The sequence below is a fragment of the Mycobacterium sp. MS1601 genome, assembly GCF_001984215.1.
Taxonomy (GTDB): domain Bacteria; phylum Actinomycetota; class Actinomycetes; order Mycobacteriales; family Mycobacteriaceae; genus Mycobacterium.
Window position 1 is genome coordinate 2,809,506 of the sequence record NZ_CP019420.1, and the last position, 26,118, is coordinate 2,835,623.

Genomic DNA, 26,118 nt, shown 5'->3' on the forward strand with positions numbered 1-26,118 from the left:
GCTTCACATACATGAAATTCAGAAGGGGTTGGTGAGCCTGTGCACCCGGTGGACGAGATCGTCTACGACCGAGTGTCGATGCAATACGACACCGGCACCCAGGCGCTGGAGGACATCGTGTTGTCGGTGCGCACCGGGGAATTCGTGGCGATCGTCGGACCCTCCGGGTGTGGGAAGTCGACACTGCTCAGACTTGCCGCCCGGCTAGAGCGACCGACCTCGGGCTACGTCGAGATCGGTTCCAGCTCTGTAGGTTTCGTCTTCCAGGAGCCGACCCTGATGCCCTGGGCGTCAGTGGCGCGTAACGTCAGCGTCCTCGTCGACCTGGCCAGACTGCCCAGCGGCGAGCGCAACTCACGCACCCGCGAGGCCATCGCGTCGGTGGGATTGGCTGACTTCAGTGATCAACTGCCCAGCAGTCTGTCCGGCGGTATGCGCATGCGCACCTCGCTGGCACGTGCCCTGGCGCTGCGACCCGACGTGTTGCTGCTTGATGAGCCGTTCGGTGCGCTCGATGCCCTCACCAGGGAGGACATCCAGATGCTGCTGCTGAATCTCTACGACCGGGAAGGCTTCACCGCACTGTTCGTCACCCATTCGGTCGATGAGGCCGTGCTGTTGGCCGACCGGGTGGTGGTGATGTCACCGCGGCCGGGACGCATCAAGGCGATCGTCGACATCAACCTGGCTCGTCCCCGTACTCGTGAACTGCGGTTCGAGCCCGAGTACGTCTCGTTGGTCGCCATGATCGCCGACACCATGAGAGGCACGTCGTGACCATCCGCTTGCCTACCCCAGGTGACGTCGAATCGTTCAACGCCAGGCCGGTGCGGTTTCCACGTCGCAGACGGCCTCCCGGGCGATTCCTCACCGCAATCAGCAGTTGTGTTGTTGCACTCGGCATCTGGTATTCGGTCAGCTACTTGGTGCTGACTCCGCAGCGGCGCTTCCTGCTGCCGCCACCGCACCAGATCCTCACCCGGTCGCTGCTGAACACCGAGCAACTACGCATCATGCTCGACGCGCTCTGGGTGACGGCACGAAGCGCGGCTCTTGGCTTGCTGATCGCGGCGGTGGTCGGAGTTCTGGTGGGTGCGTTGATGAATCAGGGTCGCTGGATCGAGCGTTTCATGTTTCCCTACGCCGTCGCGTTCCATGTGGTGCCGATCCTGGCGATCGTCCCGCTGATCGGGCTTTGGTTCGGCTTCGGGGCCACATCGCGGGTGGTGGTGTGCGCGATGATCGCATTGTTCCCCATCATCAGCAACACTCACTTCGGCCTCAGTTCGGTGGACCGCGGATTGCATGAACTGTTCGACCTCGGCCGCGCCTCGCGCCTGCAGCGTCTGCTGCGGCTGGAGTTGCCCTCGGCGATGCCGGCCATTCTTGCGGGCCTGCAGATCGCCGCAGGGCAAGCCGTGGTGGGAGCCATCATCGGGGACATGTTCTTCGCGCGCGGAGAGCCTGGTATCGGCACCCTGATCGACGTCTATCGGTCACAGCTGCGGTCGACGGACCTGATCGCCGCCATTCTGGTGGCCTCCGCCTTCGGTATCGCCGTGTTCAACCTCTCCAGGTTCGTGGCGCGTCGCGCCGTGGGCCGGTGGCACGGTCCCCGTGAGCGGCCCACCGGTCACAACCCCTCATCACGCACACAATCCGAGGAGCCGCAATGACATTCACCGTACCCACTGTGGACATCTCGCCGTATCTGAGCGGTGGTGATGGTGCCGGACGCCGCACCGTTGCCGAGCAGCTGGGCCGTGCCTGCACCGAGGTGGGCTTCATCCAGATCGTCAACCACGGTGTCGACCCTGCAATCATCGAAGGCCTGGCCGACGCTGTGGACGAATTTTTCGCACTGCCCTTGGATGTCAAGAAGCGGTACGCCGAGACGTCGGGCCCCAACCGTGGTTACCACCCGCCGAAGTCGGATTCTCTGAGCATGAGCCTGGGAATCCCGTCGGCAAACATGATGAACGATTTCTACGAGGCCTTCACCATCGGAAGTGAAACCGACTGGTATCCCGGTGAACAGCTGCCGGAGGCCAACTACGCCACCAATGTCTGGCCCACCGACGCTCCTGGCTTCAGGCCTGCCGTGGAATCGTATTTTGCTGCAGCCCAGGGTCTTTCGCGGGTCATGTTGGCCGCGCTGACAGACGCCCTGGGGCTTGCGAGCGGCTACTTCGATGCCATGACCGATCATTCGATCGACGTCCTGAAGATGAACAACTACGCACTGCCCGAAGGTGAGGTGCACCTGTGCGGGGATCTGACCGGCATGGGTGCCCACACCGACTTCGGGATCCTGACCATCTTGTGGGCAGACCAGGTGGCAGGTCTGCAGGTGCTCGACAAGCGCGGCCGCTGGCATGACGTGATGCCCGATGATGGTGCGTTGCTGATCAATCTGGGCGATGCGATGGCACGCTGGACCAACGATCGCTGGCTCTCGACGGTCCACCGGGTCAATCCACCGGTTGTGGACGGCCGGATCATGCGCAGACGGTCGGTGGCATTCTTCTTCGACGGCAACTTCGACGCCGTCATCGAACCGCTGGCCGGATGCGTGGGAGACGGTGAGTCCATGTACCCGCCGATCTCGATCGCTGACAACATCAACGCCAAACTCGCCGGTGTGCGGAGCAAGAAGGTGCCCTCAGCGGTCGGTCGTGAAGCGCACCGTGTGCTGTCGGCTCAAGACTGATGGCGGGTCACCGCGTGCAGACCAGCGTCTCGCCGAGCTGTGCGTCCCAAAGACGCTTGATCCTCGGCGAGCCATCGCATGAGCCGGGTGCACACATTGCGGGTGTGACTGGCAGCGGCCTGTTCCGCGTTGTGGGTATCGGCGGACGCGATGGCGCGCACCATGGCCGCGTGCTCGTCGATCGATGCCTGGGCGAACACGGGCTTGTTCCAGGCGGCCGGCACCACCAAGTGGGTGCGAGTGGTGAACTGCCCGAGCACGGCCAGAAGCGTCGCCGAACCGGAGAGCTCCGCGATCAAAAGGTGAAACTCGACATCCAACCGCATCAGAGTCCCCGCCGCGACGGGGGTGGTCTCCGCGGCTCGTGTCTGCTGGTCCACCAGATCCCACAGTTTCTCCAGATCGGCGTCGGTGACGTTGGCCGCCGCGCGCCGTGCGGCGATGCCTTCCAACGGCTCCTTCGCCTCGAAGATGTCGGGCAGATCCGCGGGCCGCAGTTTGGTGATCACCGCGCCGCGGTTGTGGACATGCTGTGCCAAGCCCTCGTAGATCAGTCGCTGGACCGCCTCACGCACCGGCGAACGGCCCAGATTCGTCGACCGTGCCAGAGCCGGCACGCTCAGGGCCGAACCGGGCTCCAGCCGGCCGTCGAGGATGCGCTCCAAGATCAGCTCGTACGCGTCATCGGCCAGTGACTGCTGGACACCCATCTCAACACCTCGCCTTCCCGGCGCCTGCGGCGAGCCAAATTTTAACCCATGCACTACATGAAATAATTCCATGAAATTGACGGGAGCCTTGTGCCTGATCTAACTGCTGCCCTCGCTGACCTCATCGACCTGCTCGGTGTCCAACGGGTAGTACCCGCTGCTCGCGCCTCGAAGTACCTGCGTGACTTCTCGTGGTACAGCCCGATTCTCGAATCCGAACTCGCCGACACCACTGTCGCGGCGGTCGCGTTGCCCACCACGGTGTCCGAGTTGACCGACATCGTGGCCTTGGCTGCGCGGCATCGGGTGCCGATCACCATGCGCGGTGCCGGCACCGGTAACTACGGACAGTCGCTGCCGCTCGAGCACGGCATCGTCGTCGACATCCGAGGTGTAGCCGGCGTCCAGTCCGTCAGCGACGGGCGTGCTGTCGTCCTGCCAGGCACGCGCATGAAGGACATCGAAATTGCCGCACAATCCACCGCCCAGGAACTCGCGGTCATGCCGAGTACCTACCGCGTGGCCACCGCGGCCGGTTTCGTCTCCGGTGGCTCCGGCGGCCTGGGCGCTGCGGCACACGGGGATCTGTGGAACGACAACGTTCTCAGCGTCGACATCATCACCGTCGAAGAGCAGCCCCGCCGACTCCACCTATCCGGCAACCAGGTGCACGCCGTGTTGCACACCTACGGCACCGTCGGTGTCATCGTCCAGCTCGAGCTGCGCTTGGTACCTGCCCACGAATATGCGCAGTACTGCGTGTCTTTCGACGAATTCGACTCCTGTGCCCGGTTCGGATGGGAGGTAGTCGACTCTCCTGACGTCCACGCCCGCCTCGCATCGGTGCACCAGGCTCCGCTCGGCGCGATGATGACCCCCATTGCTCATCTGTTCGCACCAGACGAGCACGTGGCCCTGATCTGGGCCGACCGCACGCACCAGCCGCATCTCGCCGCCTTGGCAGACCGGTATCGGGGCACGCTGCAGTCGTGGCCCGAGGGGGTAAAGGACATCACTCAATTCCCCTTCAGCCACAGCATCCTCTGGTCACGTAAAGCGCACCCGACCTCGTCCTGGCTGCAGTGTGAATACGCTGCCGACGACCAGGAAGCAGTCTCCAGACAGGTAGCCGACATCAGCGTCCGGTACGGCGGAACCTTTCTTCAACACCTGGAGTTCATCCGCTCGCAGAGCGGAGGTGTGCGCGCGGTGGGCATTCCGGCGCTGGTGGGTTTGCCCGACCACGGTGAGGCACTCGACCAACTGATGTCGTTCGCTTCATCGATCGGCATCAGGGTGCTGAACCCGCACAGCTTCGTTGTGGAGGAGGGCGGCTTCGTCGGCGACACCGACTACATGCTCGACCTCAAACAGACCTCCGATCCACATCTCCTCCTCAACCCCGGCAAGCTGGGCGGCAGCTTCTTCAACAAGCGAGCTTGGCGGGCAGGGTCGGTTCGAGAGCGCGAGATCGTGGCCCCGGAGAGCCTGCCGACATGACGCTGCCGTTCGATCATGCCGGAATCGAGTCGCTGGACATCGAAGCCGATGTCGCGCTCTACACCCTGGCCATGGGTCTACGACTTGTCCGCTGGGGCAGTCATCGCACCACCGGTCGACGGATCGCAATGATGCACGACGGGATGGGCGTCAAACTGGAACTCATCGAAGTGGCTGTGCGTGACGGAGCATGGGCGCACATCGCATTCCGTTCGTCAGACGTCGCCACCGACCACGACCGTGCGGTCGCCGCGGGGTTTCTCAGCGTGCAGGGTTGTACCCGAATCGAACCCGCCTTGGCGACGACAGCCTTCGTCCGGTCGCCTTCCGGGACCTTGGTCCAGTTGATTCAGTACGACGACGCCAGCCCTGATCTTGTGACCCCTGAGGGAGTCACGACGGCGCCGTGGCGGTGTCCAACAACGGGCGGATGACGTCCGGAATCGGGATCGGCTTCCGGGTTTCCCGGTCCACGTAGACGTGCACCCAGTGCCCGACGGCGGCCACCGGATGCTGCTGATCGGTCTCACCGGCCCGGGACCGGAACACACACAGTCGGTAGGTGACGCTGCTGCGACCCAGCCGGGCCACCGACAGGCCGACCATCAGCGGGTCGGGGAACTTCAGTTCGGCGAAGTAACGGCAGCCCGACTCGGCCACCACCCCCAGCCATGGCGCCGTCACGGGATCGACCCCGGTGCTGGTCTGGATCCAGGCGTTGATCGCGGTGTCGAACAGCGAGTAGTACACCGCGTTGTTCAGATGACCGAACATGTCGTTGTCGGTCCAGCGGGTCAACACCGGCCAGTGCACTCCGAAGTCGCTGCTGGTCAGCTCTCGTTCATCGGCGGTCATGGCCGCAAGTCTGGCAGGTGAGGCAGGCTGGTCCCCATGACCATCTCGATTCGTGGTGCGGTGCTGGAGGAGATCGGCCGCCCGCGGCCCTACGCCGAGTCCGCACCCCTGAGCATCTCCGACCTGGAACTCGCCCCGCCCGGTGACGGTGAGCTGCTGCTGCGCATCGAGACCGCGGGCCTGTGCCACTCCGATCTGTCGGTGGTCGACGGAAACCGGGTCCGGCCGGTGCCGATGCTGCTGGGCCACGAGGCCGCCGGGGTGATCGAGGAGATCGGCGGACACTCCGACCTGACAGTGGGGCAGCGGGTGGTGTTGACGTTCCTACCCCGCTGCGGTGCGTGTGCGGCATGCGACACCGACGGGCTGGCCCCCTGCACGCCGGGCAGCGCCGCGAACGGGGCGGGCACTTTGATGAGTGGTGCGGTGCGGCTGAGCCGAGGCGGCGAGCCGGTGCGCCACCACCTGGGGGTGTCGGGCTTCGCCACCCACGCGGTGGTGGACCGCCGTTCGGTGGTCCCGGTTGACGCAGATGTCCCCGCGGTGGTGGCTTCCTTGTTGGGCTGCGCGGTGCTGACCGGAGGCGGTGCCGTGCTCAATGCGGGGCAGCCGAGGCCGGGCCAGACGGTGGTTGTGGTGGGCCTCGGCGGGGTCGGGATGGCCGCGGTGCTGACCGCGCTGGCACACGACGATGTCCGGGTGGTCGGTGTCGACCGGCTGCCGGAAAAGCTGGACGACGCCCGTGCCGCGGGTGCACACGAGGTGTACACCCCGGAGGGGGCGGTGGACGCCGGCTTGAAGGCCGCGGTCGTCATCGAAGCTGTCGGCCATCCCGCCGCACTGGAGACTGCGGTCGCCCTGACCGCGCCGGGCGGACGCACCGTCACCGTCGGGCTACCGCGCCCGGACGCGCGGGTCACGTTGTCGCCGTTGGGCTTCGTCGCGGAGGGCCGCTCACTGATCGGCAGCTACCTGGGTTCGGCGGTGCCGTCCCGCGACATCCCGCGGTTCGTCGAGATGTGGCGTTCGGGCATGCTGCCGGTGGAGTCGTTGGTGTCGGCGTCCATCACCTTGGATCAGATCAACGAGGGGATGGATCAGCTGGCCGACGGCCGTGCGGTGCGTCAGGTCGTCGAATTCTGAAACCCTGACTCTCATTCCCGAGTCGGCGGCCGTACGGGTGACCGTCGGTAGTGGCGACCCTCGCGGATGTCCTCATGCGCTGGGATTGCAGATCGTGGGTGGGGGCTAGCGTTACCTGACAGTGTCCAGCCAACCCGGTAGTCCTGAACTTCGCGGCGTTGGACACTGAACCACATGACCGAGACAGACGGATTCCACCTGGTTGTCGACGCACTCAAGCTCAACGATGTCGAGACCATCTACGGCGTGGTCGGCATCCCCATCACCGACCTGGCCCGGCTGGCTCAAGCCTCCGGTATCCGCTACGTAGGGTTCAGGCACGAGTCGACCGCCGGTCACGCGGCCGCGGCGGCAGGCTTCCTGACCAAGAAACCCGGTGTGCTGCTGACGGTTTCCGGGCCCGGTTTCCTCAACGGCATGGTCGCACTGGCCAACGCGACGGTGAACTGCTTCCCGATGGTGCACATCGCCGGTTCCAGCGATCGCGCCATCGTGGACCTGCAACGTGGTGACTACGAAGAACTCGACCAGATGGCCGCGGCCCGGCAGTTCGCCAAGGCCAGCCTGCGCATCGACCGGGCGCAGGACATCGGCCGCGGCATCGCCCGTGCCCTGCGCATCGCGTCCTCGGGCCGCCCGGGCGGGGTGTACCTGGACATCCCGGCCGCGGTGCTGGCCGAGACCCTTGACTCCGGCGTCGCCGACGCCACCGTCTGGAAGATCAATGACCCAGCTCCACAGCAGTTTCCGGCGCAACAGAGGGTGCTGGAGGCCGTCGAGCTGCTGGCCGGCGCGCGGCGGCCGTTGATCGTGCTGGGCAAGGGCGCCGCGTACGCGCAGGCCGACCGAGGCATCCGCGCTTTCGTGGAGCGTACGGGTATCCCGTTCCTCCCCATGTCGATGGCCAAAGGTCTGCTGCCCGACGGACATACGCAATCCGCGGCGGCGGCCCGGTCTCTGGCGCTGGCCAAGGCCGATGTTGTGCTGCTGGTAGGGGCGCGGCTGAACTGGCTGCTGGGACACGGGGAAGCGCCACAGTGGTCACCGGAGGCGAAATTCATCCAGGTGGACATCGACGCGGGAGAATTCGACAGCAATCAACCCACCGCGGTCCCGCTGGCCGGCGACATCGGCTCGGTGATCGACATGATGGTCGACACCCTTGACCAGCATCGCGTCTCCTGCCCCGAGGACTGGCGCGCCGAACTCGCAGAGAAAACCCGCACCAACGACGCCAAGATGGCCGCCCGGCTGGCCGAGGACCCCGAACCCATGCACTTCCACAACGCCTTCGGTGCCATCAAAGATGTGCTGGCCCACTACCCGCAGGCCTACGTGGTCAACGAAGGCGCCAACACCCTCGACATCGGTCGCAATGTCCTGCCGATGACCGTGCCCCGCCACCGCCTGGACTGCGGCACCTGGGGGGTGATGGGCATTGGTCTCGGTTACGCCATCGCCGCGGCTGTCGAGAGCGGTCAACCGGTGGTGGCGATCGAAGGGGACAGCGCCTTCGGCTTCAGCGGTATGGAGATCGAAACCATTTGTCGCTACCAGCTTCCCGTCACCGTGGTGATCCTCAACAACGGCGGTGTGTACCGCGGCGACGACGTGAACCCGCTCGGTGCAGGGCCTGCGCCGACTGTGCTGGACGCCCGGGCCCACCACGAACACCTGATCCGGGCATTCGGTGGTACCGGGTACCACGTGCGTACCTCCGCCGATCTGAAATCCGCTCTGGCAGAGTCCATGTCATCAGGAGGGCCGGCGCTCATCGACTGTGAGCTGGACATCCACGTCGGCGCCGAGAGCGGCCACCTGACCAACCTGAACCCGAAAGGACTACCCCGATGAACGCGCCCCTGACAGGTATCAAGGTCATCGACTTCACCGGCGTGCAGGCCGGACCCGCCTGTACGCAGATGCTGGCCTGGTTCGGTGCCGACGTGCTCAAGGTCGAACGGGTCACCGGCGGGGACGTCACTCGTCACCAACTGCGCGACGTCCCCGACCTGGACGCGCTGTACTTCACGATGCTCAACAGCAACAAGCGCTCGTTGGCCATCAACACCAAGACTCCAGAGGGCCTGGAGGTGATGGAGAAGCTGATCCGCGAGGCGGACATCCTGGTGGAGAATTTCGCCCCCGGCGCGATGGACCGGATGGGCCTGTCCTGGGAGCACATCCACGACCTGAACCCGCGGCTGATCTTCGGTTCGGTCAAGGGATTCAACGACGAGTCACCCTGGAAGGACCTCAAGGTGTACGAGAACGTCGCGCAGGCCGCCGGTGGCGCGGCGTCCACCACCGGTTTCTGGGACGGTCCGCCGACCGTCAGCGCGGCCGCCCTCGGTGATTCCAACACCGGAATGCATCTGCTGATCGGACTGCTGACCGCGCTGCTGGCGCGGGAAAAAAGCGGTGTGGGACAGAAGGTGTCGGTGTCCATGCAGGACGCGGTGTTGAACCTGTGCCGGGTCAAGCTGCGTGACCAGGAACGTCTGGAACAGCTCGGCTACCTCGAGGAGTACCCGCAATACCCCAACGGCACCTTCGGTGACGCCGTGCCGCGCGGTGGCAATGCCGGTGGCGGTGGGCAACCCGGCTGGGTGCTCAAGTGCAAAGGCTGGCAAGAGGATCCGAACGCCTACATCTATTTCACCATCCAGGAGCAGAACTGGGCCAAAACCTGTGCCGCGCTCGGCCGGCCGCAGTGGGTCGACGACCCGGCCTACGCCACCGCCGCGGCTCGCCAGCCGCATCTGTTCGACATCTTCGCCGAAATCGAGACTTGGCTGGCTGACAAGACCAAGTATGAAGCGGTGGACATCCTGCGGAAGTTCGACGTGCCCTGCGCGCCGGTGCTGTCGATGAAAGAGATCGCCTACGACCCTGCCCTGCGGGCCAGCGGCACGGTGGTCGAGGTGCAGCAAGAGGGGCGAGGCACGTTCCTCACGGTCGGCAGCCCGGTCAAGTTCTCCGACTACACCCCGCAGATCACCGGGGCCCCGTTGCTCGGCGAACACAGCAGCGCGGTGCTCGCCGACCTCGGCTACTCGGCCGAGCAGATCGCGGGATTCATCACCGACGGCATCATCGCCGAGACGCATCTGGCGGCGCACTGATGTGGCAGCATCTGGGTGATCTACTGGCCGGCGCGCCGCCCAGGTCGACGGCGCTGATCGACGGCCGCACAGCGGTCACCTACGCCGAACTCGACGACCTGGTGACCGCACGCGCCGCGGAGCTCAGCGGGAGGGTGCTGGCGGTGACGGGCGCCAACACCGTCGACTTCGTGGTGACCCTCCTGGCTGCCGCCAGAGCACGTGTTGTTGCGGCCCCGTTGGATCCGTCCTTGCCCGAGGCGGAACGGACGCGCCGGATCGCGCTGCTGCAGAACCCGCACGGGCTGTGCGACGACGACGCGTTGATCATGCTGACATCCGGCACCACCGGAACTCCGAAGCTGGTCCCGTGGACACATCAGAGCCTGGCGGCCAGTGTGAAGACAGTGGTGGACAGCTACGGGCTCACGGCCCGGGACGCCACCGTCGCGGTGATGCCGCTGTTCCACGGCCACGGACTGGTAGCGGCGCTGCTGGCCACACTGACTTCACGCGGCACGCTGCTTCTACCCGAATCAGGCAGGTTCAGTGCGCACACATTCGCCGACGACATGGCCGCGGTGTCGGCCACCTGGTACACCGCCGTGCCCACCATCCACCGGATCGTGGCGCGCCGCGCGGACACCCTGCCGCCGCTGCGGTTCATCCGCAGCTGCAGCGCGCCGTTGAGCCCCGACCTGGTGACCGACCTGGAACGCCGCTTCGGCACCCAGGTGCTGGCCGCGTACGGGATGACCGAGACCACCCACCAGGCCGCGACCGTGCGCCCGGGTGCCGGTGCGGAGGTGCGCCAGAACACCGTGGGGACTCCGGTAGGCCTCGATGTGCGAATCATCAACGGAGAAATCTGTTTTCGCGGACCGACGGTGATGCGAGGCTACCTCGGCCCGGATCCCGCGGACCCCTTCCTGGACGGTTGGCTGCGGACCGGTGATCTGGGCATCCAGGACCTCGACGGCAACCTCGTGGTGACCGGCCGGATCAAAAACCTGATCAACCGGGGCGGTGAGAAGATCTCGCCCGAACACGTCGAACAGGTTCTTGCCGGGTGCCCGGGTGTGCTGCAGGCCGCCGTGGTGGGTGTTCCCGATGACCTCTACGGCGAACACGTCGCCGCCGCAGTGGTCCTCGACGGTGACACCGACCCCGGGCAGATCACCGAGTACTGCCGAACTCGACTGGCCCCGTTCGAGATACCACAGCAGATCGTGCCCGTGGCGGCTCTGCCTCAGACGGCCAAGGGTGATGTTGACCGGACCGCGTTGGCGGCGCTGATGGTTGGGCAGTCGCCGACCCGGGTACCTTGACGTGCGTGCGCCGTTGGCTGAGGAACCCCAAGACGCTGCCGGTCGGTGCCTATGACAGCCGCGAAGGACGATGGCGCGACCACCCCGACCACCGGTTGGGCGACTGCGCTGAGCTGACGGTGGCGACCTACAACATCTGGTTCAACGACCTGTATGCCACGCAGCGCTACCGGGCCATCGCCACACTACTGGCCGACGAGCAGCCCGATGTCATGGTGTTCCAGGAGGTCACACCGGCGGCGCTCGACATCCTCCTGGCGCAACCGTGGGTGCGTGAACAGTATCGTCGGGTGGCGATCGTGGGTGCGGCGCTGGGCAACTACGGCATGCTCGTGCTGTCCCGGCTGCCGGTCCGCGCCGCCACCTACACCCGGCTGCCCACCCAGCTGGCCCGCGGCTACCTGACCGTCGGACTGGCCGTCAATGGCGTCATCCAGAACGTCGTGTCGGTGCACCTGGAAAGTGGCAAGAGGAACCGGGAACTGCGCGCCCGTCAACTGGGATGTCTGTTCAGGGCATTCCGCGATGCCGGCGACGTGATCGTGCTCGGTGACTTCAACATGCGTGACGATGAGAACGACGCGCTGGATCCGGCGTTCCGCGATGTGTGGCCGGGTCTGCGGCCCGACGAACCCGGCTTCACCGAGGACACGTCGATCAACCACATGCGCTACGACATGAAGGACAAGCACCGCCATGTGCGCTTCGACCGAGTGCTGGTCAAGGGCTCGGCGTGGGTGCCACAGAGCATCGAACTGTTGGGGCGCGAACCGGTGGATCCGGCGCTGCCGAGGGTGTTCCCGTCGGACCATTTCGGGGTGCTCTGCCGGTTACGGTGGACCGGGGTCAGTTCGCAGGCCAGTGATCGTCCGCCTTGGCAGCGGCGACTTCTCGCCGGCCGAGCGGGCGCATCCGGTTCTGCGCGGTGAGCCGCCACCGTGCTGGCCGGCACTGCGGTACCGCGCTCAACTACGTTCGGCTGCGATTTTCAGCTGAGGCCGACCCAGGTGGAAACCCTGTCCGTATTCGATACCAAGACGAATGAGTGTCTGGAGCTGATCAGCCGTCTCCACCCCTTCCGCGATCAACTTCGCGTCGAGTTCGGTGGCCAGGGAGGTCAATGCGGTGACTATTGCGCGCTTTGCCGGATTGCTGTCGATGCCGGCGATCAGCTCGCCGTCGATCTTGATGATCTCAGGCCGCAGCCGCAGCAGTTGGGTGAAGCTGGCATATCCGGCACCGGCGTCGTCGACTGCCACCTCAATTCCCCGCTCTCGCAAAGCCGTCAACCTCTCACCGAGGTCATCGGGAAACGGTTCGTGTTCGGTGATTTCGACGATCAACCGTCGGTTCTGACGTACCAGGGAATCCTGAATTATGGTTTCCAATACGGCGTTTGGGCTCAGATTGACCGATACCGGGTAATCGCCCGAGATGCCGTCGGCGGCGGCCAAGACGGCACGCAGAGCCGCGCTCTCCAGGTCGAGGCCTCGACCCAGTCGGCGCGCGGTGCTGAACCATTGCGCCGGGGTCAACCCCATGGACGCGGGAAACCGCGCCAACCCTTCGTAGGCGATGGGAGCGCGGTTCTCCAGTCGGACGACGGGCTGAAAAGCCACCCGAGTGCGTCAGGCCGTTCCAGCAGCGCGTCCAGAGCATTCTGGTGCCTATCCGCCTCAACCGCCTCGGGCATCATCACCGACGCCACGAAGCGCGCTGTGAAGGCCCCCTGCCTGTGGAATGGACCGTCCGTGATCACGTTGGTCAGCTGCGTCGAGAGCTCGAACCGGCTGCCGATCAACGCCGAGACAAAATTGCTGACGGCGACCATTGGTTCGATGTCCGACTCGGTGAAGGCGGCCGGGCTCGTCGCGGCGAGCATCAGTGACCCGATGGCGGTGTCGTTGTACACCAGCGGGATCATGGCCCAGGAGCGGGTGCCCCACTGCCTGTTGCTGGCGCGGACAGTCTCCGACAACCGGCGGTCGACGAGCGCATCCTGTATCAGTAAGGGGCGTCCCTCCAGCGCGGCGATGCCCTGCAAACTGCTGTTCCTGGCTATCACGAATCCCATGGCCGGCGCCAAGACGCCGCTTGCCGACACCGTCACGTAGGAATCGTCGGTAGCTCGAAGCAGATTGATCGCGGCACCGTCGGCATCCGCCATGAACGCGCACGCCTGTTCGGCGACGCGGACCATCAACGACGCGGGATCCACCGAAGCGGTCAGTGCCCGAACCAACCGATCCATCGCGCTTTCCCTCGCCCCGGCGACGTGGTGCTGCCAGGAAGTGTGTTCGTGGGCGAGGCATGGACTGGCCCCCGCCGGCTTCGGTAGCGCCCAGGTTACCGACTGCTCTCACGACGAAGGCCTACAACAGCGGAAATGTCGGCAGATTGCTGGCTGGAGTCCCAGCGAAGCCAAACGCGCCCGCCTTCAGCACCGAGACTGACGCGGCAGACTCCGATCCGGTGAAGACGGACGTCGCGTCGAGCCGACGGAGGTCACCAGCCATGGTGGTGTCGACGCCGGTCTGCGGTGCGCTCGTCGTGGACAACTGTCGCCAAATCGTATGCACTGCTGCATGATTGGGCTCCAGCCGGGCCTCACACCCATCGGGTGTCCGTGCGTCGAGAACGTCGTGTTGCACCTGGCTTGAGGTGGGGGTAGCGGCGAAACCGGTCAGCGCCCCATGAGTGCGAAAACTCCCCACCCGAGAAACTCACGCTGGTATCGCGTGTAGCGGCCGGGTTCGGTGGTGAGTTCGGCGCGCACATCGGCGGCGAGCTCGTCGTCGGGATTGGCGTCGAGCCACCGACGGAGATTGAGCCACTGCGCTGCCTGGTAGCGGTCCCAACTGTCCTGATCGGCCAACACCATCTCCACAGTGTCGAACCCGAGATCGCCGAACTGCTCGATCAGCTCCGGTAACAGCAGGAAGTCGTTTTCCGAAACCGCGCCGCAGGCTTGAACGGTCACCTGGTCCGGCACTTCGCGTCGCCAGTACGGTTCGCCGATGAGCATGAGGCCGCCGTGGCGCAGGCTCTTGCTCAGCAGCTCGACGGTGCCGGCCACCCCGCCTCCGATCCACGTGGCTCCCACGCAGGCAGCGAGATCGACAGGTTCGTCAGCGACGAAACCGGCGGCGTCAGCATGTAGGAAGCGGACCTGGTCCGCGACGCCGAGTTCAGCGGCACGGGCACGGGCCTGTTCGGTGAACATTGTGCTGATGTCGACGCCGGTTCCGGTGACACGGTGATCACGGGCCCATGTGCAAAGCATTTCGCCTGAGCCGCTGGCGAGATCGAGCACGCGAGTACCGGGTTCCAGATGCAGGGCTTGCCCCAGGGCGGCGAGCTTGTCCGGTGTGAACGGGTTGTGGATGCGGTGGCCGCTTTCCCGGATGGTGAAGATGCGCGGAAGATCCACAGGCGGGTGCTCCTCGGGCTCGGTCGTTGACGGTGTTCGTTACCGGGCCGATCAACGTATCCGCTCGTCGTCGGGAAGTTCCATCGAATTTCCCGACCTGTAGAGAACTCAGTGATCGGCTATCAGTGGAATCGCCACTGTCAGCGTGGTTCCCGCGCCGGAAGGGCTGCTGACCGCCAGTTCTCCGGAGAGGGCATTCACCCGGTCCTTGAGCCCGATCAGACCGGAGCCGCCGCCGGAGACGGCACCGCCGATCCCGTCGTCGGCGATGGACAGCTCCAGCACGCCGTCACGGGCTCGGGCGTGCACCTTCACCTCGGAGGCCTGCGCGTACTTGGCGGTGTTGGTGAGCGCCTCTGCGGTCACGTAATACGCCGCCACTTCTACCGAATCGGGGATGCTGGAGTCGATCTCCAGAACGAGATCCACGGGCACGGGGGAGCGGCGCGCCAGAGTTTTGATGGCAGGGCCGAGGCCGCCCCTGGACAGGATGGCCGGGTGAATGCCGCGGGAGAGTTCCTGCAGATCCGAGTACAGCCCCGACATGCCCTTCACCACCTCGGCCAGCTGTGCACCGGCTTCGGGGTTGTCGGCGGCGACCGCCGACTGGATGGCGCCGAGCTCCAAGCCCAGCGACACGATGCGTTGCTGGGCACCGTCGTGCAGGTCGCGTTCGAAACCCCGGCGGGCGGAGTCGGCGGCGGCAACGATGCGCGCGCGGGACGCCTTGAGTTCGGCGCGGGTCTCGGAGTTCGAGATCGCGGTGGCCACCAGATCAGCGAAATCGCCGATCCGGTCCTCGGTTCCGGCGGGTATCGGGGCCGAGTGCACCGAGCCCACCAGGATGGCGCCCCAGACCCGTCCGTCGACCGTGACCGGGGCCCCGACACCGGAGACCAGCCCGGCCCGGACCACCCGCGCAGCGGCGGGCCCGGCTGCGGTGCTGTAGTCGTCCACCCGGGCCGGCCTGCCGGTGTTCAGGATCTGCACCGAAACGCCGTCGCCGGTCAGCGGCAGCCGCTCACCCACCTGCAAACGCAGACGGTGCTGATCGTCGGCTGCCGCCATCACCTCGGCCTCACCGTCGTGGAACTTCAGCAGCGTGACGTGCTCGGCGTGCAGACCGCGCGCCAGCTCGGCCACCGCGACGGCGTACACGGCGTCGGGTTCGGCGCCGCGAGCCACCTTGGTGGCGACGCGGCGTAGAGCTGCCTGTTGCTCGGCCAGGGCGCTGACGGCGGCCGCGGCCAGGTCGGCTTCGCGGCGCCGCTCGTCGGCCTCCAGAGCCCGCAGGCGGGCCTGCCCCACCAGGACGTTGGACAGCAGCGCCACCGTCAAGAACAGAAGTGCCGCCGGCGCCAGGCTGCCGCTGCCCTCCATCACGTGGAACCAGACATAGGCCAGCGTGCTGACCAGCGAGGTCGCCAATGCCAAGCCGAATCCCCAGCTGGCCGACACCACCAGAACGCCCAGCAGGAAGACCGCACCGAACGCGTTCTCGGGGGCCACCTGCTTGAGCAGACTCACCAGCAGCACCTCGACCGCGATCAGGACCACTGCCGTGGCGATACCCACGGCCAACGGGGGTGCGGTGGGCCGCAAGACCAGCGCCAATAGTCGCTCCCGCAGCGACATTTCCGCGTGCATGCGCTGATCGTACGGCCGAAATTCGAGGTCAGCACCGGTGTTGCGGGCGTGGGGAGAGATCTTCCCGTTAGCGGTAATGTCTCGGCGCGCCGGCTCTGACAGTCTGGAACAGTGCCGCAACAACCTGACCCGATGCGCTGTCTGATCGTCGACGACAGTGCCGCCTTTCGTGCGGCGGCAACCAGCATGCTGGAACGTGCGGGATTCGATGTCGTCGGTATCGCCTCCACCGAGGCCGAAGCGCTGAGTTGCGCGCAGCAGTTGCACCCGGACGTGATCCTGCTCGACATCGATCTGGGCGCCGAGAGCGGGTTCGACGTGGCACAGGCGTTGCACCGGGCCGGGCCGCCGGAGCCGTCGGTGATCCTGATCTCCACGCATGACGAGCAGGACTTCGCGGACCTGATCGCCGACAGTCCGGCGCTGGGATTCCTGCCGAAATTCGCGCTGTCGCCGGAGTCGATCCTGAAGCTGGTGCGCAGCTAGCGGCTGTCGAGGTACATGATCACCGCGCGGACGCGGCGGTGGTCATCCCCGGTCTCGGGCAGGTCCAGCTTGGTCAGGATGCTGCGGACGTGTTTCTCCACCGTGCCTTCGGTGACCCAGATGCGACGTCCGATCCCGGCGTTGGACAGGCCTTCGGCCATCAAAGTCAGCACCTCGTGCTCGCGGGTGCTCAGAGCCGCCAGAGGGTCGTCGCGGCGGCGGGCCGATACCAGTTCCTGAACCAGGGCGGGGTCGACGATGGAGGCACCCGCGGCGATCCGGCCCACGGTGTCGACGAAGTCACTGACATCGGTGACGCGGGTCTTCAGCAGGTAGCCGATGGCTTTGCCGCCGGCCAGCAGTTCCATCGCGTGGTCTACCTCGACGTGCGCGGAGAGCACCAGGATCGCGGTGGCCGGTAGCTCGGCCCGGATCACCTGGGCCGCATCCAGGCCCTCGCTGGTGTGCGTGGGTGGCATCCGGATGTCGGTGACCACCAGGTCGGGCTTGTGGTCGCGGACCGCACTGAGCAGGGAGTCGCTGTCACCGGCACGGGCCACCACGTCGAAGCCGGAGCGCTCCAGCAGGCTGGCCAGACCTTCCCGTAGCAGGACGTCGTCGTCGGCGATGACAACTCGGGTCATGGCGGCCTCCTGGGTCTGCAGCGGTACCGGCCGATTGTTGCATGCCCACGCTTCTAGGAACCCTCGGCAGCCACAGTCAGCGCACGGACCACGCTGTGCTTGCCGAGGTCGACCTTGAAGGCGTTCTGGCTCAGCGGTTTTGCCCCGCGCAGGGCCAGCTGCGCCGCCTCGCGGAAGGCAGCGGCCCCGGGCCGGCGTCCCACCAGCGCCGCTTCGGCGTTGCGCACCCGCCACGGCATCGCGGCGACACCACCGAGAGCGATTGCGGCGCAGCGGATCACCCCGTCGTCGAGCACCAGGCCCGCCGCCACGGACACCAGAGCGAAGGCGTAGCTGTGGCGGTCGCGGACCTTCAGATACCAGCTGTGTGGTGTGTACGGCGACGGCGGCAGCTCGATCCCGGTGACGAGTTCTGCGTGTGACAGGGTGTTGTCCCGCGCAGGTGTGCCCGTGGGCAACCGGAAGAACTCGTCGATCCCGATGGTCCGCCTGCCGGTGGCGGTCTCGGTGTGCACCCGGGCGTCGAGCATGCTCAAGGCGACGGCCATGTCGGAGGGATGGACGGCCACGCAGCTGTCGTCAGCGCCGAAGAGCGCGTGTTCGCGGTTGAACCCAGACAGCGCCGCGCAGCCGGAACCGGGGTTGCGTTTGTTGCAGGCGTCGAAGGCCGTGTCCATGAAGTAGGGACAGCGGGTGCGCTGGGTGAGGTTCCCGCCCGCGGTGGCCATGTTGCGCAATTGTGTGGTGGCGCCGCTGAGGATGGCCTGCGACAGCACCGGATACCGGGTGCGAATCAGGGGATGGTTGGCGACGGCGGAGTTGGTGACGCCCGCTTCGATCAGCACGCCGCCGTCGGGGGTGGTGCGCACGGCCGACAATCCCAGCCCGCGCACGTCCACCACCGTGGTGGGCTGCTCCACCCCGCTTTTCATCAGGTCCAGCAGGTTGGTGCCACCGGCGTAGAACATGCCGCCGGTTTCGACGACGCGGCGCACCGCGTCCTGGGGTGAGGTGGCCCGCTGGTAGTCGAACGTCTTCACGACGCGGCCTCTCTGATGGCGCTGACGATGTTGGCGTACGCGCCGCAGCGACAGATGTTGCCCGCCATCCGTTCTCGGATCTCTGAGTCGGTGAGTACACAGGCGTGGGGCTCGAATGCCGCGCCAGACTCAAAAGACTCGGCACTGACATCGCCGCGGGCATGTTCACGCAGCATCGCGTGCGCCGAGGTGATCTGACCGGATGTACAGAATCCGCACTGGAATCCGTCGTGCTTCAGGAACGCCTCCTGCAGCGGGTCGAGCTCCTCACCGTCGGCGATGCCCTCGATGGTCACCACGTTGTCGCCGTCGACGGTCACAGCCAGCGTCAGGCAACTCAGCACCCGCTCGCCGTTCACCGTCACCGTGCAGGCGCCACACAAGCCGTGATCACAACCCTTCTTGGTGCCGGTGAGGCAAAGGTGTTCACGCAGGATGTCGAGGAGGGTGGCGCGGACGTCGGTGGCCACGTCCCGGGTGACGCCGTTGACGGTCAGTTTCATCGCGCACCCTCTTCGAATGGTCGCATCAGGTCTTCACACGTGATGGGCAGCGAACGCAGGCGCCGGCCCGTGGCGTGGAAAATCGCGTTGGTGATCGCGGCGGGCACCCCACAGGTGCCGATCTCCCCGATGCCGCGGACTCCCACGGGATCCAGGGCGTCGTCGACGCCGTCGACGAACGTGATGTCGAACTCCGGCCGGTCGGCGTGGGTGGGCACGTAGTACTCACCGATCAGCTGCTGTGAATAGCGGTCGTAGGGAACCTGTTCCAGCAGGGCCATGCCCAGACCGAAGGTGATGCCGCCCATCACCTGGTTACGGGCGAGCTTGGGGTTGAGCACGCGTCCGCAGTCCATCACCGCCACCCACCGGGTGACGGTGACGCGGCCCAGCTCTTCGTCGACCCGGACCTCACAGAAGTGGGCGCCGAAGGATTGGGACGGTGCGACGGAGCCGTCGGGGGTGCTGGTGACGGTGAAGTCCGTCGGCTCCCCGGCGTCGAGCCTACGGCGCCATTCCTGGGCAGCCTGCAGAACCGCGGATCCGACGGTGGCTGTGGTCTGTGAGGCCCCGCTGTAGGGTGCGTCCGGGAAAGACGAATCCCCCGAGACGAATTCGACCTGATCGAGCGGCAGCCCGCAGGCGTCGGCGGCGATCTGGGCCATCACTGTCCGCACTCCGGTGCCCACCTCGTGGGTAGCTGACGCGAACTGAACCCGACCGTCGAGCAGGGTGCGTACCCGGCAGGAGGCAGGCATCCGGCGGCCCGGGTACGTAGCTGTGGCCATGCCCCAGCCGATCTGTATTCCGTTGCGCTGCAGACTACGTGGCTCCCTGGGACGGGCATGCCAGCCGAAGCGCTGCGCGCCGATCCGGTAGCAGTCCAGCAGATGCGCCGCCGACCAGGGTTTGCCGCTGGCCTGGTCGATGTCGCTGTGGTTACGAACCCGCAGTTCCAGCGGGTCCAAACCGCAGGCGTCGGCCAGTTCGTCCATCATCACCTCGAGTGCGAACAACCCCGGTGCCTCACCGGGGCCGCGCATGAAACACGGTGTGGGCGCGTTGGTCCGGGTGGTGCGGTGGGACACCTCCAGATGTGGTGAGTGATAAAGGATCCGGCTGGACAGCCCTGCGGGTTCGCAGAAGTGGGCGACGGTGGACGTCTCGGTCTCGGTGTGGTGTTCGGTGCTCAGCAGCCGACCGTCGGTGTCGGCGCCCAACACCAGCTCCTGTCGGGTGCGCGGCCGGTGCCCGGTGGAGGTGAACATCTGGTTGCGGGTCAGGACCAGCTTCACCGGCCTACCGATGTCGCGGGCGGCGACGGCTGCCAGTGCGACGTGCATCCACAGGAAGCTCTTCGACCCGAACGCTCCGCCCACCAGCGGTGAGATGATGCGAATCCGGTCTTCCGGGATGGCGAGATACGCCGCCAGCACCCGCCTTTCGCCGGTTATCCAGCGGGTGGTGTCGTGCACGGTCAAGCTGTCGGCGTGCCAGTGGGCGATCACGGCGGACAGTTCGATCGGGTAGTGCGCATTCACCGGTGTCGCGAAGGACGCCTCCACCCGGTGCGCCATGTCCGCCGGTCGGTGGCCTCGACTGTCCTGCAGTCTCTCGTCGTCGAGTTTCACGAAGTGATCGGGGCGGTAGCTGCCGTGGTGCACACCCTGGCCGTCCCCGTCGTCGTCGGTATAGCGCAGATCGAACAGCGACGCGGCGTCGGTGGCGTTCTCCCAGGAATCGGCCACCACCAGTGCCATGTGCTGACCGGCGTACTGCACCGTCAGATCCGACAGCGGCGGCCTCCGCTCGATCGGCAGATCCCAGGTCATGTCCACCGGCGGCGGCTGCAGTGCAGGGCAGTTCAGGGGCGTCAGGACATACAGCACCCCCGGGGCGGCAGCGGCCCGGGAGGCGCTGCTGTGAAGGGATTCCGCGGACACACTCCCCCGGTGCACCCGGGACTGCACCAGCACCGCGTAGGTCAGGCCGTCAAGGGCGGTGTCGGCGGTGTATCGGGCGCGGCCGCTGACCTTGTCGCGGCCCTCCACACGGTCGACCGGTTTGCCGACCTGCACTGTTCAGCTCTTCAAGAACGCCAGTACGTCAGCATTGATGACGTCGGCGTGCGTCGTGGGCATCCCGTGCGGAAAACCGTGGTAGGTCTTGAGGATCCCGTTCTTCAGCAGCTCTGCGGACTTCGGGCCGGAAGCCACGTACGGCACGATCTGATCCTCTGTACTGTGCATGACCAGCGTCGGCACAGTGATCTTCAACAGGTCCTCGGTGAAGTCGGTCTGTGAGAAGGCCACGATGCCATCGTAGTGAGCCAAGGCGCCGCCCATCATGCCCTGGCGCCACCAGTTCTGGATCACGGCCTCTTGGGGTTCGACCCCGGGTTGGTCGAAGTTGTAGAACGGCCCGGCGGGCAGGGCGCGGTAGAACACCGACCGATTGGCGGCCAATTGTGCCTGCAGGTCGTCGAATACGGATTTCGGCAGGCCTTCGGGGTTGGCGTCGGTTTGCACCATCAGCGGCGGGACCGCGCTGATGAGTACCGCCTTCGACACCCGGTCCTCACCGTGGCGGGCCAGGTAGCGCACCACCTCGCCGCCGCCGGTGGAGTGCCCGATGTGGATGGCGTCGTGCAGGTCCAGATGCGCGGTCAGTGCGGCGAGATCGTCGGCGTAGTGGTCCAGGTCGTGGCCATCGGAGCCCTGCGTGGAGCGGCCGTGCCCGCGCCGGTCATGGGCGATCACCCGGTAGCCCTGCGCCAGGAAGAACAGCATCTGGGTGTCCCAGTCGTCGGACGACAGTGGCCAGCCGTGGCTGAACACGATCGGCTGACCGGATCCCCAGTCCTTGTAGAAGATGTCGATACCGTCGGCGGTGGTGATGGTTGGCATGCGGACAACCTTGCTCTGGCCGCGGCGCGGAGTCGTCAACGCTGGCCACCAAAGGTGACTACCGGCTAGCGGGTAGTCAGTCGTCGCCGGCGGCCACCAGCGAACTCAGCCGGACCTCCGGGTGGTCACGCTGGAAACCCTCCAGGCGCCACCGGGTGGAAAACAGTGCGAGCATCACCCCGTCGGAGCGGGTGAGCACCTCGGCTGACGGCTGGCGGTTGACGAAGTCGGCGTCCTCGGGGTCCACCGCCCGGGCCACCTGATAGGGCAAGGATTCCAACGAGATGGGCGCCGACAGCTCGGCGGCCATCCGGTGGCTGGCCACCTCGAACTGCATCGGGCCGACGGCCGCGAGCACGGGGGACTGGTCACCGCGGCGGTCCGAGCGCAGGACTTGAACCACGCCCTCCTGCTCCAACTGCTCGATACCCTTGCGGAACTGCTTGTGCTTGCTGGGATCTTTACCGCGGGCCACGGCGAAATGCTCGGGGGAGAAGCTGGGGATCGGTGGGTAGCGCACCGGCACATCGCGGAACAGCGTGTCACCGGGGCGCAGGGCGGCGGCGTTGGCAAGGCCGATGACGTCGCCGGGCCAGGCGTTGTCCAAGGTGGTGCGGTTCTGGCCGAACACGGACTGCGCGTACTTGGTGACGAACGGCTTGCCCGTGGCCGCGTGGGTCAGTACGTCACCGCGTTCGAAGGTCCCGGAGCACACCCTGGCGTAGGCGATCCGGTCGCGGTGTGCGGAGTCCATACCAGCCTGCACCTTGAAAACGAAGGCGCTGAAAGGGGATTCGGGTGAGCGGCGGTTGCCGTCGACGTCCAGCTGGCCGCTGGGGGAGGGGGCAAGTGCCACCAGCACGTCCAACAGCTGGTTCACGCCGAAGTTCAGCGCGGCGGAGGTGAACAGCACCGGCGTCGAGACACCGCCGAGGAACGTCTCCTCGTCGTAGTTGGCGTCGTCGGCCTCCAGCAGCTCGGACTCCTCGACGGCGGTGTCCCAGTCGACGCCCGCGGCGTCGTGAGCCCGGTCGGGGCTGATGTGCTCTTCCGGGGCGGCAGTGGCGCCACCCGCGGTGCGGGTGAAGCGGATGAAGTTGCCGGTGCGACGATCAAGCACACCCTTGAAATCACCGGCGATGCCCACCGGCCAGGTCAGGGGGGTGGTCTTGAGGCCGATGCGCTCGTTGATCTCGTCCATCAGTTCCAGCGCATGCCGGCCGGGGCGGTCCCATTTGTTGATGACGGTGATGATCGGAATGCCGCGGTGCTTGCACACCTGGAACAGTTTCAGCGTCTGCGGCTCCAGCCCCTTGGCCGCATCGATCAGCATCACCGCGCAGTCCACCGCCGTCAGCACGCGGTAGGTGTCTTCGGAGAAGTCCGCGTGGCCCGGGGTGTCGAGCAGGTTGATCACACAGTCCTGCCCACCCGTCGAATAGGGGAACTGCAAAGCGGTGGAGGTGATGGAGATACCGCGGGCCTTCTCCATCTCCATCCAGTCCGACACCGTGGAGCGGCGGCCGGCCTTGCCGTGGATGGCGCCCGCCTCGGTGATGATGCGGGCGTGCAGCACCAACGCTTCGGTCAAGGTGGACTTGCCTGCGTCGGGGTGACTGATGACTGCGAAGGTCCGGCGGCGGCGCGCTTCCTCGGAGATACGACCAGAAGTGGCCCCGACGGCGGCCGTCCGGACACCAAGGACGTTCTCGCTCATTACGACGACGATGCTACCGGTTCTGTCGACTCGACCGCTCCGGGTGTGGGGTTCCCTCCAGCGAAGCGAGGGGGCGGACGAAGCCGGTGCGGAGCGAGACATTCACTCGAGCTCGGAAACTCCGGTGGACGGGGCGCGCAACAGTTGGGCGCCCCCGATGGCGTCTCGCACGGACTGTTCGACAGTGCTGTCGGCCACGAACACCATCTCGTCGCCCGCTTCGAGGACGTGGTCAGGGGCGGGCAGGATCACCTCGGAACCCCGTAGCAGCGTCACCAGCGCGGTGTTCTCCGGCAGCCTCAGCATGCCCACCCGTGCGCCGACCAGAGGGTTGTCGTCAGGCAGCGTCAGTTTGGTGAGTTCCGCCTGACCCTCGCGGAAGCCCATCAGCCGCACCAGGTGCCCGACGTCGATCGCGCCCTCCACTCCCGCGACCAGGGCGCCGGGCGCCGACACCGCGACATCGATGCCCCAGGACGAGCTGAACAGCCACTCGTTGGCCACCTCGTTGATCCTGGCCACCACGCGAGCCACCCCGAACTCGGTTTTCGCCAGCAGCCCCACCACCAGGTTGGACTTGTCATCGCCGGTCGCCGCGATCAGTACGTCGCACGTCTGGGCGCCGGCTTCTTCCAGCGTGGACAGTTCGCAAGCGTCACCCATCAACCAGTCCGCGGCGGGCACGGAATGGGGATCGAACCGGCGGCGTTCCTTTTCGATCAGTAACACCTGGTGGCCGTGATGCAGCAGTTCCCGCGCCACCGAGCGGCCGACGTTGCCCGCGCCGGCGATCGCGATACGCAGTTTCCGCTGTCCCACCTGCTCATCTTCGCGTATCGGCAGCCCGCCGGTCCTGCTTTACTGTGCACACTTCCCGGCGGACGGAACCAGATGACCTTGCAGCAGCTGTACGCGGCGTTGCTGATCGGCGGTCTGGTGTTGGTGTTCAGCATCGTCGGTACGCGTGTCGCCACCCGGGTGGGTTTCCCGGCGCTGCTGTTCTTCCTGTTGGTCGGCGTGCTGCTGGGCGAGGACGTGCTGGGCCTGGACTTCGACAATGCCGAATTGGCGCGCAACGTCGGCACCGCCGCGCTGGCGGTGATCCTGGTCGAGGGTGGCCTGACCACCAAGTTCAGTGACATCCGCAAGGTGCTGGCCCCGGCAGGTGCCCTGGCCACCGTCGGCGTCGTGGTCAGCACCGTGGTCACCGCGGTCGGCGCGCACGTACTGCTGCGCATGGACTGGCAGCTGGCGTTCCTGCTGGGTGCCATCGTGTCGTCGACGGACGCGGCGGCGGTGTTCTCGGTGCTGCGACTCATCCCGTTGCCACATCGCATCGCCGGCCTACTGGAAGCCGAATCCGGCTTCAACGACGCGCCCGCGGTGATCCTGGTGTTGACCTTCTCCGTGGTGCCGTTCGTCTTCGAGCCGGAGTCCGCGGTGGCGGTGATCGCCTACGAGTTGATCGCAGGCGCGGTGATCGGTCTGGTCTGCGGATTCATCGGCGCGCTGCTGATCCGGCGGGTCGCGCTCCCGGCGTCGGGGCTGTACCCCATCCTGATCTTCGGTCTGGGCATGGTGGCGTTCGCCGCGGCGGGCACCGCGCACGCCAGCGGGTTCCTGGCCGCCTATCTGGCCGCGGTGGTGCTGGCGAACACCGGACTGCCGCACCGGTCGGCGACCCGGTCGTTCGCCGAGGGCCTGGGCTGGTTGGCACAGATCGGGCTGTTCGTCATCCTGGGGCTGCTGATCAACCCGAGCGAACTGCTGCCCGACGTGGTCCCGGCCATCGTCATCGGCCTGGTGCTGCTGTTCCTGGCGCGACCGATCTCGGTGGTGCTGTCGCTGTTGTGGTTCAAGATTCCGTGGCGCGAGCAGTTCTTCCTATCGTGTGCGGGGCTGCGTGGCGCGGTGCCCATCGTGTTGACGACGTTTCCCATCGTGGCCGGTGTCCCTGACAGCTACCGGCTGCTGAACATCGTCTTCGTGCTCGTGGTCGTGTTCACCCTGATCCAGGGTCCGAGCCTGCGTCCGGTGGCCCAGGGCCTCGGCCTGATCTCCCGCGAGTCCACCCGCGAGATCCAGGTGGAGGCCGCCCCGCTGGACGTGCTCGACGCCGAGTTGCTGACCATGACGGTGGCGCCGCATTCCCGGCTGCACAACGTGACGGTGTTGGAGTTACGGCTGCCAGACCCCAGCGTCATCACCCTGATCATCCGGGACGGTCACACCTTCGTCCCGCTGCCGGACACCCGGATCGAAAGCGGTGACGAACTGCTGATCGTCACCACGTCCAAGACCAGGGCAGCGGCCGAGCGTCGGCTGAGGGCGGTCAGTCGCCGCGGCAAGCTGGCCTACTGGTTCGGCGAGTACGGCGAAGCGCACTGAGAGCAAG

General features: G+C 66.3%; 26 protein-coding genes. 12 read left to right on the forward strand and 14 right to left on the reverse strand.

Translation table 11 applies throughout. The features are described 5' to 3' along the window. Positions 1–39: 39 nt before the first annotated feature. From BVC93_RS13740 to BVC93_RS13750, 3 genes are all read left to right on the forward strand, one after another. Positions 40–777, forward strand: coding sequence for an ABC transporter ATP-binding protein (locus BVC93_RS13740; protein ID WP_083737927.1), 738 nt, complete (start codon positions 40–42; stop codon positions 775–777). 98 nt (positions 778–875) lie between these two features. Beyond that, the gene (locus tag BVC93_RS13745; RefSeq protein WP_236950441.1) at positions 876–1,676 is read left to right on the forward strand and encodes an ABC transporter permease; all 801 of its coding nucleotides are present in this window, start codon (positions 876–878) and stop codon (positions 1,674–1,676) included. Continuing rightward, positions 1,673–2,710 carry an isopenicillin N synthase family dioxygenase gene (locus BVC93_RS13750; protein ID WP_083737932.1) on the forward strand — a complete coding sequence of 346 codons (1,038 nt, stop codon included), beginning with the start codon at positions 1,673–1,675 and terminating at the stop codon, positions 2,708–2,710. The genes BVC93_RS13745 and BVC93_RS13750 overlap by 4 nt, the downstream gene beginning before the upstream one ends. On the opposite strand, the gene BVC93_RS13755 is transcribed toward BVC93_RS13750, so the two are convergent. Then, positions 2,701–3,420 carry a GntR family transcriptional regulator gene (locus BVC93_RS13755; RefSeq protein WP_192860316.1) on the reverse strand — a complete coding sequence of 240 codons (720 nt, stop codon included), beginning with the start codon at positions 3,418–3,420 and terminating at the stop codon, positions 2,701–2,703. The genes BVC93_RS13750 and BVC93_RS13755 overlap by 10 nt on opposite strands. A gap of 90 nt (positions 3,421–3,510) precedes the next feature. On the opposite strand from BVC93_RS13755, the gene BVC93_RS13760 reads away from it, so the two are divergent. Both BVC93_RS13760 and BVC93_RS13765 read left to right on the forward strand, forming a co-directional pair. Further along, positions 3,511–4,920: an FAD-binding oxidoreductase gene (locus BVC93_RS13760; RefSeq protein ID WP_192860317.1), complete on the forward strand. Its 1,410-nt coding sequence runs from the start codon at positions 3,511–3,513 to the stop codon at positions 4,918–4,920. Further along, positions 4,917–5,354 carry a VOC family protein gene (locus BVC93_RS13765; RefSeq protein ID WP_083737936.1) on the forward strand — a complete coding sequence of 146 codons (438 nt, stop codon included), beginning with the start codon at positions 4,917–4,919 and terminating at the stop codon, positions 5,352–5,354. Before BVC93_RS13760 ends, BVC93_RS13765 begins: the two co-directional genes overlap by 4 nt. Here the strand turns inward: BVC93_RS13765 and BVC93_RS13770 are convergent. Beyond that, positions 5,314–5,775 (reverse strand): acyl-CoA thioesterase, encoded by a 462-nt coding sequence (locus BVC93_RS13770; RefSeq protein ID WP_083737938.1) that lies wholly within the window; start codon positions 5,773–5,775, stop codon positions 5,314–5,316. The two genes, BVC93_RS13765 and BVC93_RS13770, sit on opposite strands and share 41 nt — an antisense overlap. Before the next feature lie 36 nt (positions 5,776–5,811). Here BVC93_RS13770 and BVC93_RS13775 point away from each other — a divergent pair, with 36 nt between their 5' ends. From BVC93_RS13775 to BVC93_RS13795, 5 genes are all read left to right on the forward strand, one after another. Next, positions 5,812–6,918 (forward strand): zinc-binding dehydrogenase, encoded by a 1,107-nt coding sequence (locus BVC93_RS13775; protein ID WP_083737940.1) that lies wholly within the window; start codon positions 5,812–5,814, stop codon positions 6,916–6,918. A gap of 174 nt (positions 6,919–7,092) precedes the next feature. After that, positions 7,093–8,772 carry an oxalyl-CoA decarboxylase gene (oxc, locus tag BVC93_RS13780; protein ID WP_083737942.1) on the forward strand — a complete coding sequence of 560 codons (1,680 nt, stop codon included), beginning with the start codon at positions 7,093–7,095 and terminating at the stop codon, positions 8,770–8,772. Next, positions 8,769–10,043, forward strand: a complete 1,275-nt coding sequence (gene frc, locus BVC93_RS13785; protein ID WP_083737943.1) for a formyl-CoA transferase — start codon at positions 8,769–8,771, stop codon at positions 10,041–10,043. Before oxc ends, frc begins: the two co-directional genes overlap by 4 nt. Continuing rightward, positions 10,043–11,350, forward strand: a complete 1,308-nt coding sequence (locus BVC93_RS13790) for an AMP-binding protein (protein ID WP_083737945.1) — start codon at positions 10,043–10,045, stop codon at positions 11,348–11,350. The genes frc and BVC93_RS13790 overlap by 1 nt, the downstream gene beginning before the upstream one ends. A gap of 5 nt (positions 11,351–11,355) precedes the next feature. Beyond that, on the forward strand, positions 11,356–12,279 hold the full coding sequence (locus BVC93_RS13795) for an endonuclease/exonuclease/phosphatase family protein (protein ID WP_236950356.1): 924 nt from the start codon (positions 11,356–11,358) through the stop codon (positions 12,277–12,279). 36 nt (positions 12,280–12,315) lie between these two features. Here BVC93_RS13795 and BVC93_RS13800 read toward each other — a convergent pair whose 3' ends face one another. The 5 genes from BVC93_RS13800 to BVC93_RS13820 form a co-directional block, all read right to left on the reverse strand. After that, a complete protein-coding gene (locus BVC93_RS13800) occupies positions 12,316–12,969 on the reverse strand; it encodes an EAL domain-containing protein (protein WP_083737946.1) in 654 nt (217 codons plus the stop codon). Further along, on the reverse strand, positions 12,882–13,601 hold the full coding sequence (locus BVC93_RS13805; RefSeq protein ID WP_083737948.1) for a GAF domain-containing protein: 720 nt from the start codon (positions 13,599–13,601) through the stop codon (positions 12,882–12,884). The genes BVC93_RS13800 and BVC93_RS13805 overlap by 88 nt, the downstream gene beginning before the upstream one ends. A 121-nt stretch (positions 13,602–13,722) precedes the next feature. Beyond that, a complete protein-coding gene (locus tag BVC93_RS13810; protein WP_157516912.1) occupies positions 13,723–13,908 on the reverse strand; it encodes a hypothetical protein in 186 nt (61 codons plus the stop codon). A 125-nt stretch (positions 13,909–14,033) separates the two neighbouring features. Then, positions 14,034–14,780: a methyltransferase domain-containing protein gene (locus BVC93_RS13815; RefSeq protein WP_083737952.1), complete on the reverse strand. Its 747-nt coding sequence runs from the start codon at positions 14,778–14,780 to the stop codon at positions 14,034–14,036. Between the two features lie 108 nt (positions 14,781–14,888). Continuing rightward, positions 14,889–16,427, reverse strand: a complete 1,539-nt coding sequence (locus BVC93_RS13820; RefSeq protein ID WP_083737954.1) for a GAF domain-containing sensor histidine kinase — start codon at positions 16,425–16,427, stop codon at positions 14,889–14,891. A 132-nt stretch (positions 16,428–16,559) separates the two neighbouring features. Here BVC93_RS13820 and BVC93_RS13825 point away from each other — a divergent pair, with 132 nt between their 5' ends. Further along, a complete protein-coding gene (locus BVC93_RS13825) occupies positions 16,560–16,913 on the forward strand; it encodes a response regulator transcription factor (RefSeq protein ID WP_083737956.1) in 354 nt (117 codons plus the stop codon). On the opposite strand, the gene BVC93_RS13830 is transcribed toward BVC93_RS13825, so the two are convergent. The 7 genes from BVC93_RS13830 to BVC93_RS13860 form a co-directional block, all read right to left on the reverse strand. Beyond that, on the reverse strand, positions 16,910–17,557 hold the full coding sequence (locus BVC93_RS13830; protein WP_083737958.1) for a response regulator transcription factor: 648 nt from the start codon (positions 17,555–17,557) through the stop codon (positions 16,910–16,912). The genes BVC93_RS13825 and BVC93_RS13830 overlap by 4 nt on opposite strands. Positions 17,558–17,610: 53 nt before the next feature. Beyond that, a complete protein-coding gene (locus BVC93_RS13835) occupies positions 17,611–18,597 on the reverse strand; it encodes an FAD binding domain-containing protein (RefSeq protein WP_083737960.1) in 987 nt (328 codons plus the stop codon). Continuing rightward, positions 18,594–19,100 carry a (2Fe-2S)-binding protein gene (locus BVC93_RS13840; RefSeq protein ID WP_083737961.1) on the reverse strand — a complete coding sequence of 169 codons (507 nt, stop codon included), beginning with the start codon at positions 19,098–19,100 and terminating at the stop codon, positions 18,594–18,596. The genes BVC93_RS13835 and BVC93_RS13840 overlap by 4 nt, the downstream gene beginning before the upstream one ends. After that, on the reverse strand, positions 19,097–21,178 hold the full coding sequence (locus BVC93_RS13845; protein WP_083737963.1) for a xanthine dehydrogenase family protein molybdopterin-binding subunit: 2,082 nt from the start codon (positions 21,176–21,178) through the stop codon (positions 19,097–19,099). Before BVC93_RS13845 ends, BVC93_RS13840 begins: the two co-directional genes overlap by 4 nt. Before the next feature lie 3 nt (positions 21,179–21,181). Further along, entirely contained in the window at positions 21,182–22,006 is an 825-nt protein-coding gene (locus tag BVC93_RS13850; protein ID WP_083737965.1) for an alpha/beta fold hydrolase, read from the reverse strand. Between the two features lie 76 nt (positions 22,007–22,082). Then, the gene (locus tag BVC93_RS13855; RefSeq protein WP_083737967.1) at positions 22,083–23,723 is read right to left on the reverse strand and encodes a peptide chain release factor 3; all 1,641 of its coding nucleotides are present in this window, start codon (positions 23,721–23,723) and stop codon (positions 22,083–22,085) included. A 102-nt stretch (positions 23,724–23,825) separates the two neighbouring features. Continuing rightward, positions 23,826–24,527, reverse strand: a complete 702-nt coding sequence (locus BVC93_RS13860; RefSeq protein WP_083741041.1) for a potassium channel family protein — start codon at positions 24,525–24,527, stop codon at positions 23,826–23,828. Positions 24,528–24,614: 87 nt separating this feature from the next. Here BVC93_RS13860 and BVC93_RS13865 point away from each other — a divergent pair, with 87 nt between their 5' ends. Beyond that, the gene (locus BVC93_RS13865) at positions 24,615–26,111 is read left to right on the forward strand and encodes a potassium/proton antiporter (RefSeq protein ID WP_083741042.1); all 1,497 of its coding nucleotides are present in this window, start codon (positions 24,615–24,617) and stop codon (positions 26,109–26,111) included. The last annotated feature ends 7 nt before the right edge of the window (positions 26,112–26,118 follow it).

Excerpts from the sequence above, each read along its gene's own strand:
- BVC93_RS13750 (WP_083737932.1), top strand. The coding sequence starts at position 1,673 with ATGACATTCACCGTACCCACTGTGGACATCTCGCCGTATCTGAGCGGT.
- BVC93_RS13755 (WP_192860316.1), bottom strand. The coding sequence starts at position 3,420 with ATGGGTGTCCAGCAGTCACTGGCCGATGACGCGTACGAGCTGATCTTG.
- BVC93_RS13765 (WP_083737936.1), top strand. The coding sequence starts at position 4,917 with ATGACGCTGCCGTTCGATCATGCCGGAATCGAGTCGCTGGACATCGAA.
- BVC93_RS13770 (WP_083737938.1), bottom strand. The coding sequence starts at position 5,775 with ATGACCGCCGATGAACGAGAGCTGACCAGCAGCGACTTCGGAGTGCAC.
- BVC93_RS13775 (WP_083737940.1), top strand. The coding sequence starts at position 5,812 with ATGACCATCTCGATTCGTGGTGCGGTGCTGGAGGAGATCGGCCGCCCG.
- oxc (WP_083737942.1), top strand. The coding sequence starts at position 7,093 with ATGACCGAGACAGACGGATTCCACCTGGTTGTCGACGCACTCAAGCTC.
- frc (WP_083737943.1), top strand. The coding sequence starts at position 8,769 with ATGAACGCGCCCCTGACAGGTATCAAGGTCATCGACTTCACCGGCGTG.
- BVC93_RS13790 (WP_083737945.1), top strand. The coding sequence starts at position 10,043 with ATGTGGCAGCATCTGGGTGATCTACTGGCCGGCGCGCCGCCCAGGTCG.
- BVC93_RS13805 (WP_083737948.1), bottom strand. The coding sequence starts at position 13,601 with ATGGATCGGTTGGTTCGGGCACTGACCGCTTCGGTGGATCCCGCGTCG.
- BVC93_RS13820 (WP_083737954.1), bottom strand. The coding sequence starts at position 16,427 with ATGCACGCGGAAATGTCGCTGCGGGAGCGACTATTGGCGCTGGTCTTG.
- BVC93_RS13825 (WP_083737956.1), top strand. The coding sequence starts at position 16,560 with ATGCGCTGTCTGATCGTCGACGACAGTGCCGCCTTTCGTGCGGCGGCA.
- BVC93_RS13830 (WP_083737958.1), bottom strand. The coding sequence starts at position 17,557 with ATGACCCGAGTTGTCATCGCCGACGACGACGTCCTGCTACGGGAAGGT.
- BVC93_RS13840 (WP_083737961.1), bottom strand. The coding sequence starts at position 19,100 with ATGAAACTGACCGTCAACGGCGTCACCCGGGACGTGGCCACCGACGTC.
- BVC93_RS13850 (WP_083737965.1), bottom strand. The coding sequence starts at position 22,006 with ATGCCAACCATCACCACCGCCGACGGTATCGACATCTTCTACAAGGAC.
- BVC93_RS13855 (WP_083737967.1), bottom strand. The coding sequence starts at position 23,723 with ATGAGCGAGAACGTCCTTGGTGTCCGGACGGCCGCCGTCGGGGCCACT.
- BVC93_RS13865 (WP_083741042.1), top strand. The coding sequence starts at position 24,615 with ATGACCTTGCAGCAGCTGTACGCGGCGTTGCTGATCGGCGGTCTGGTG.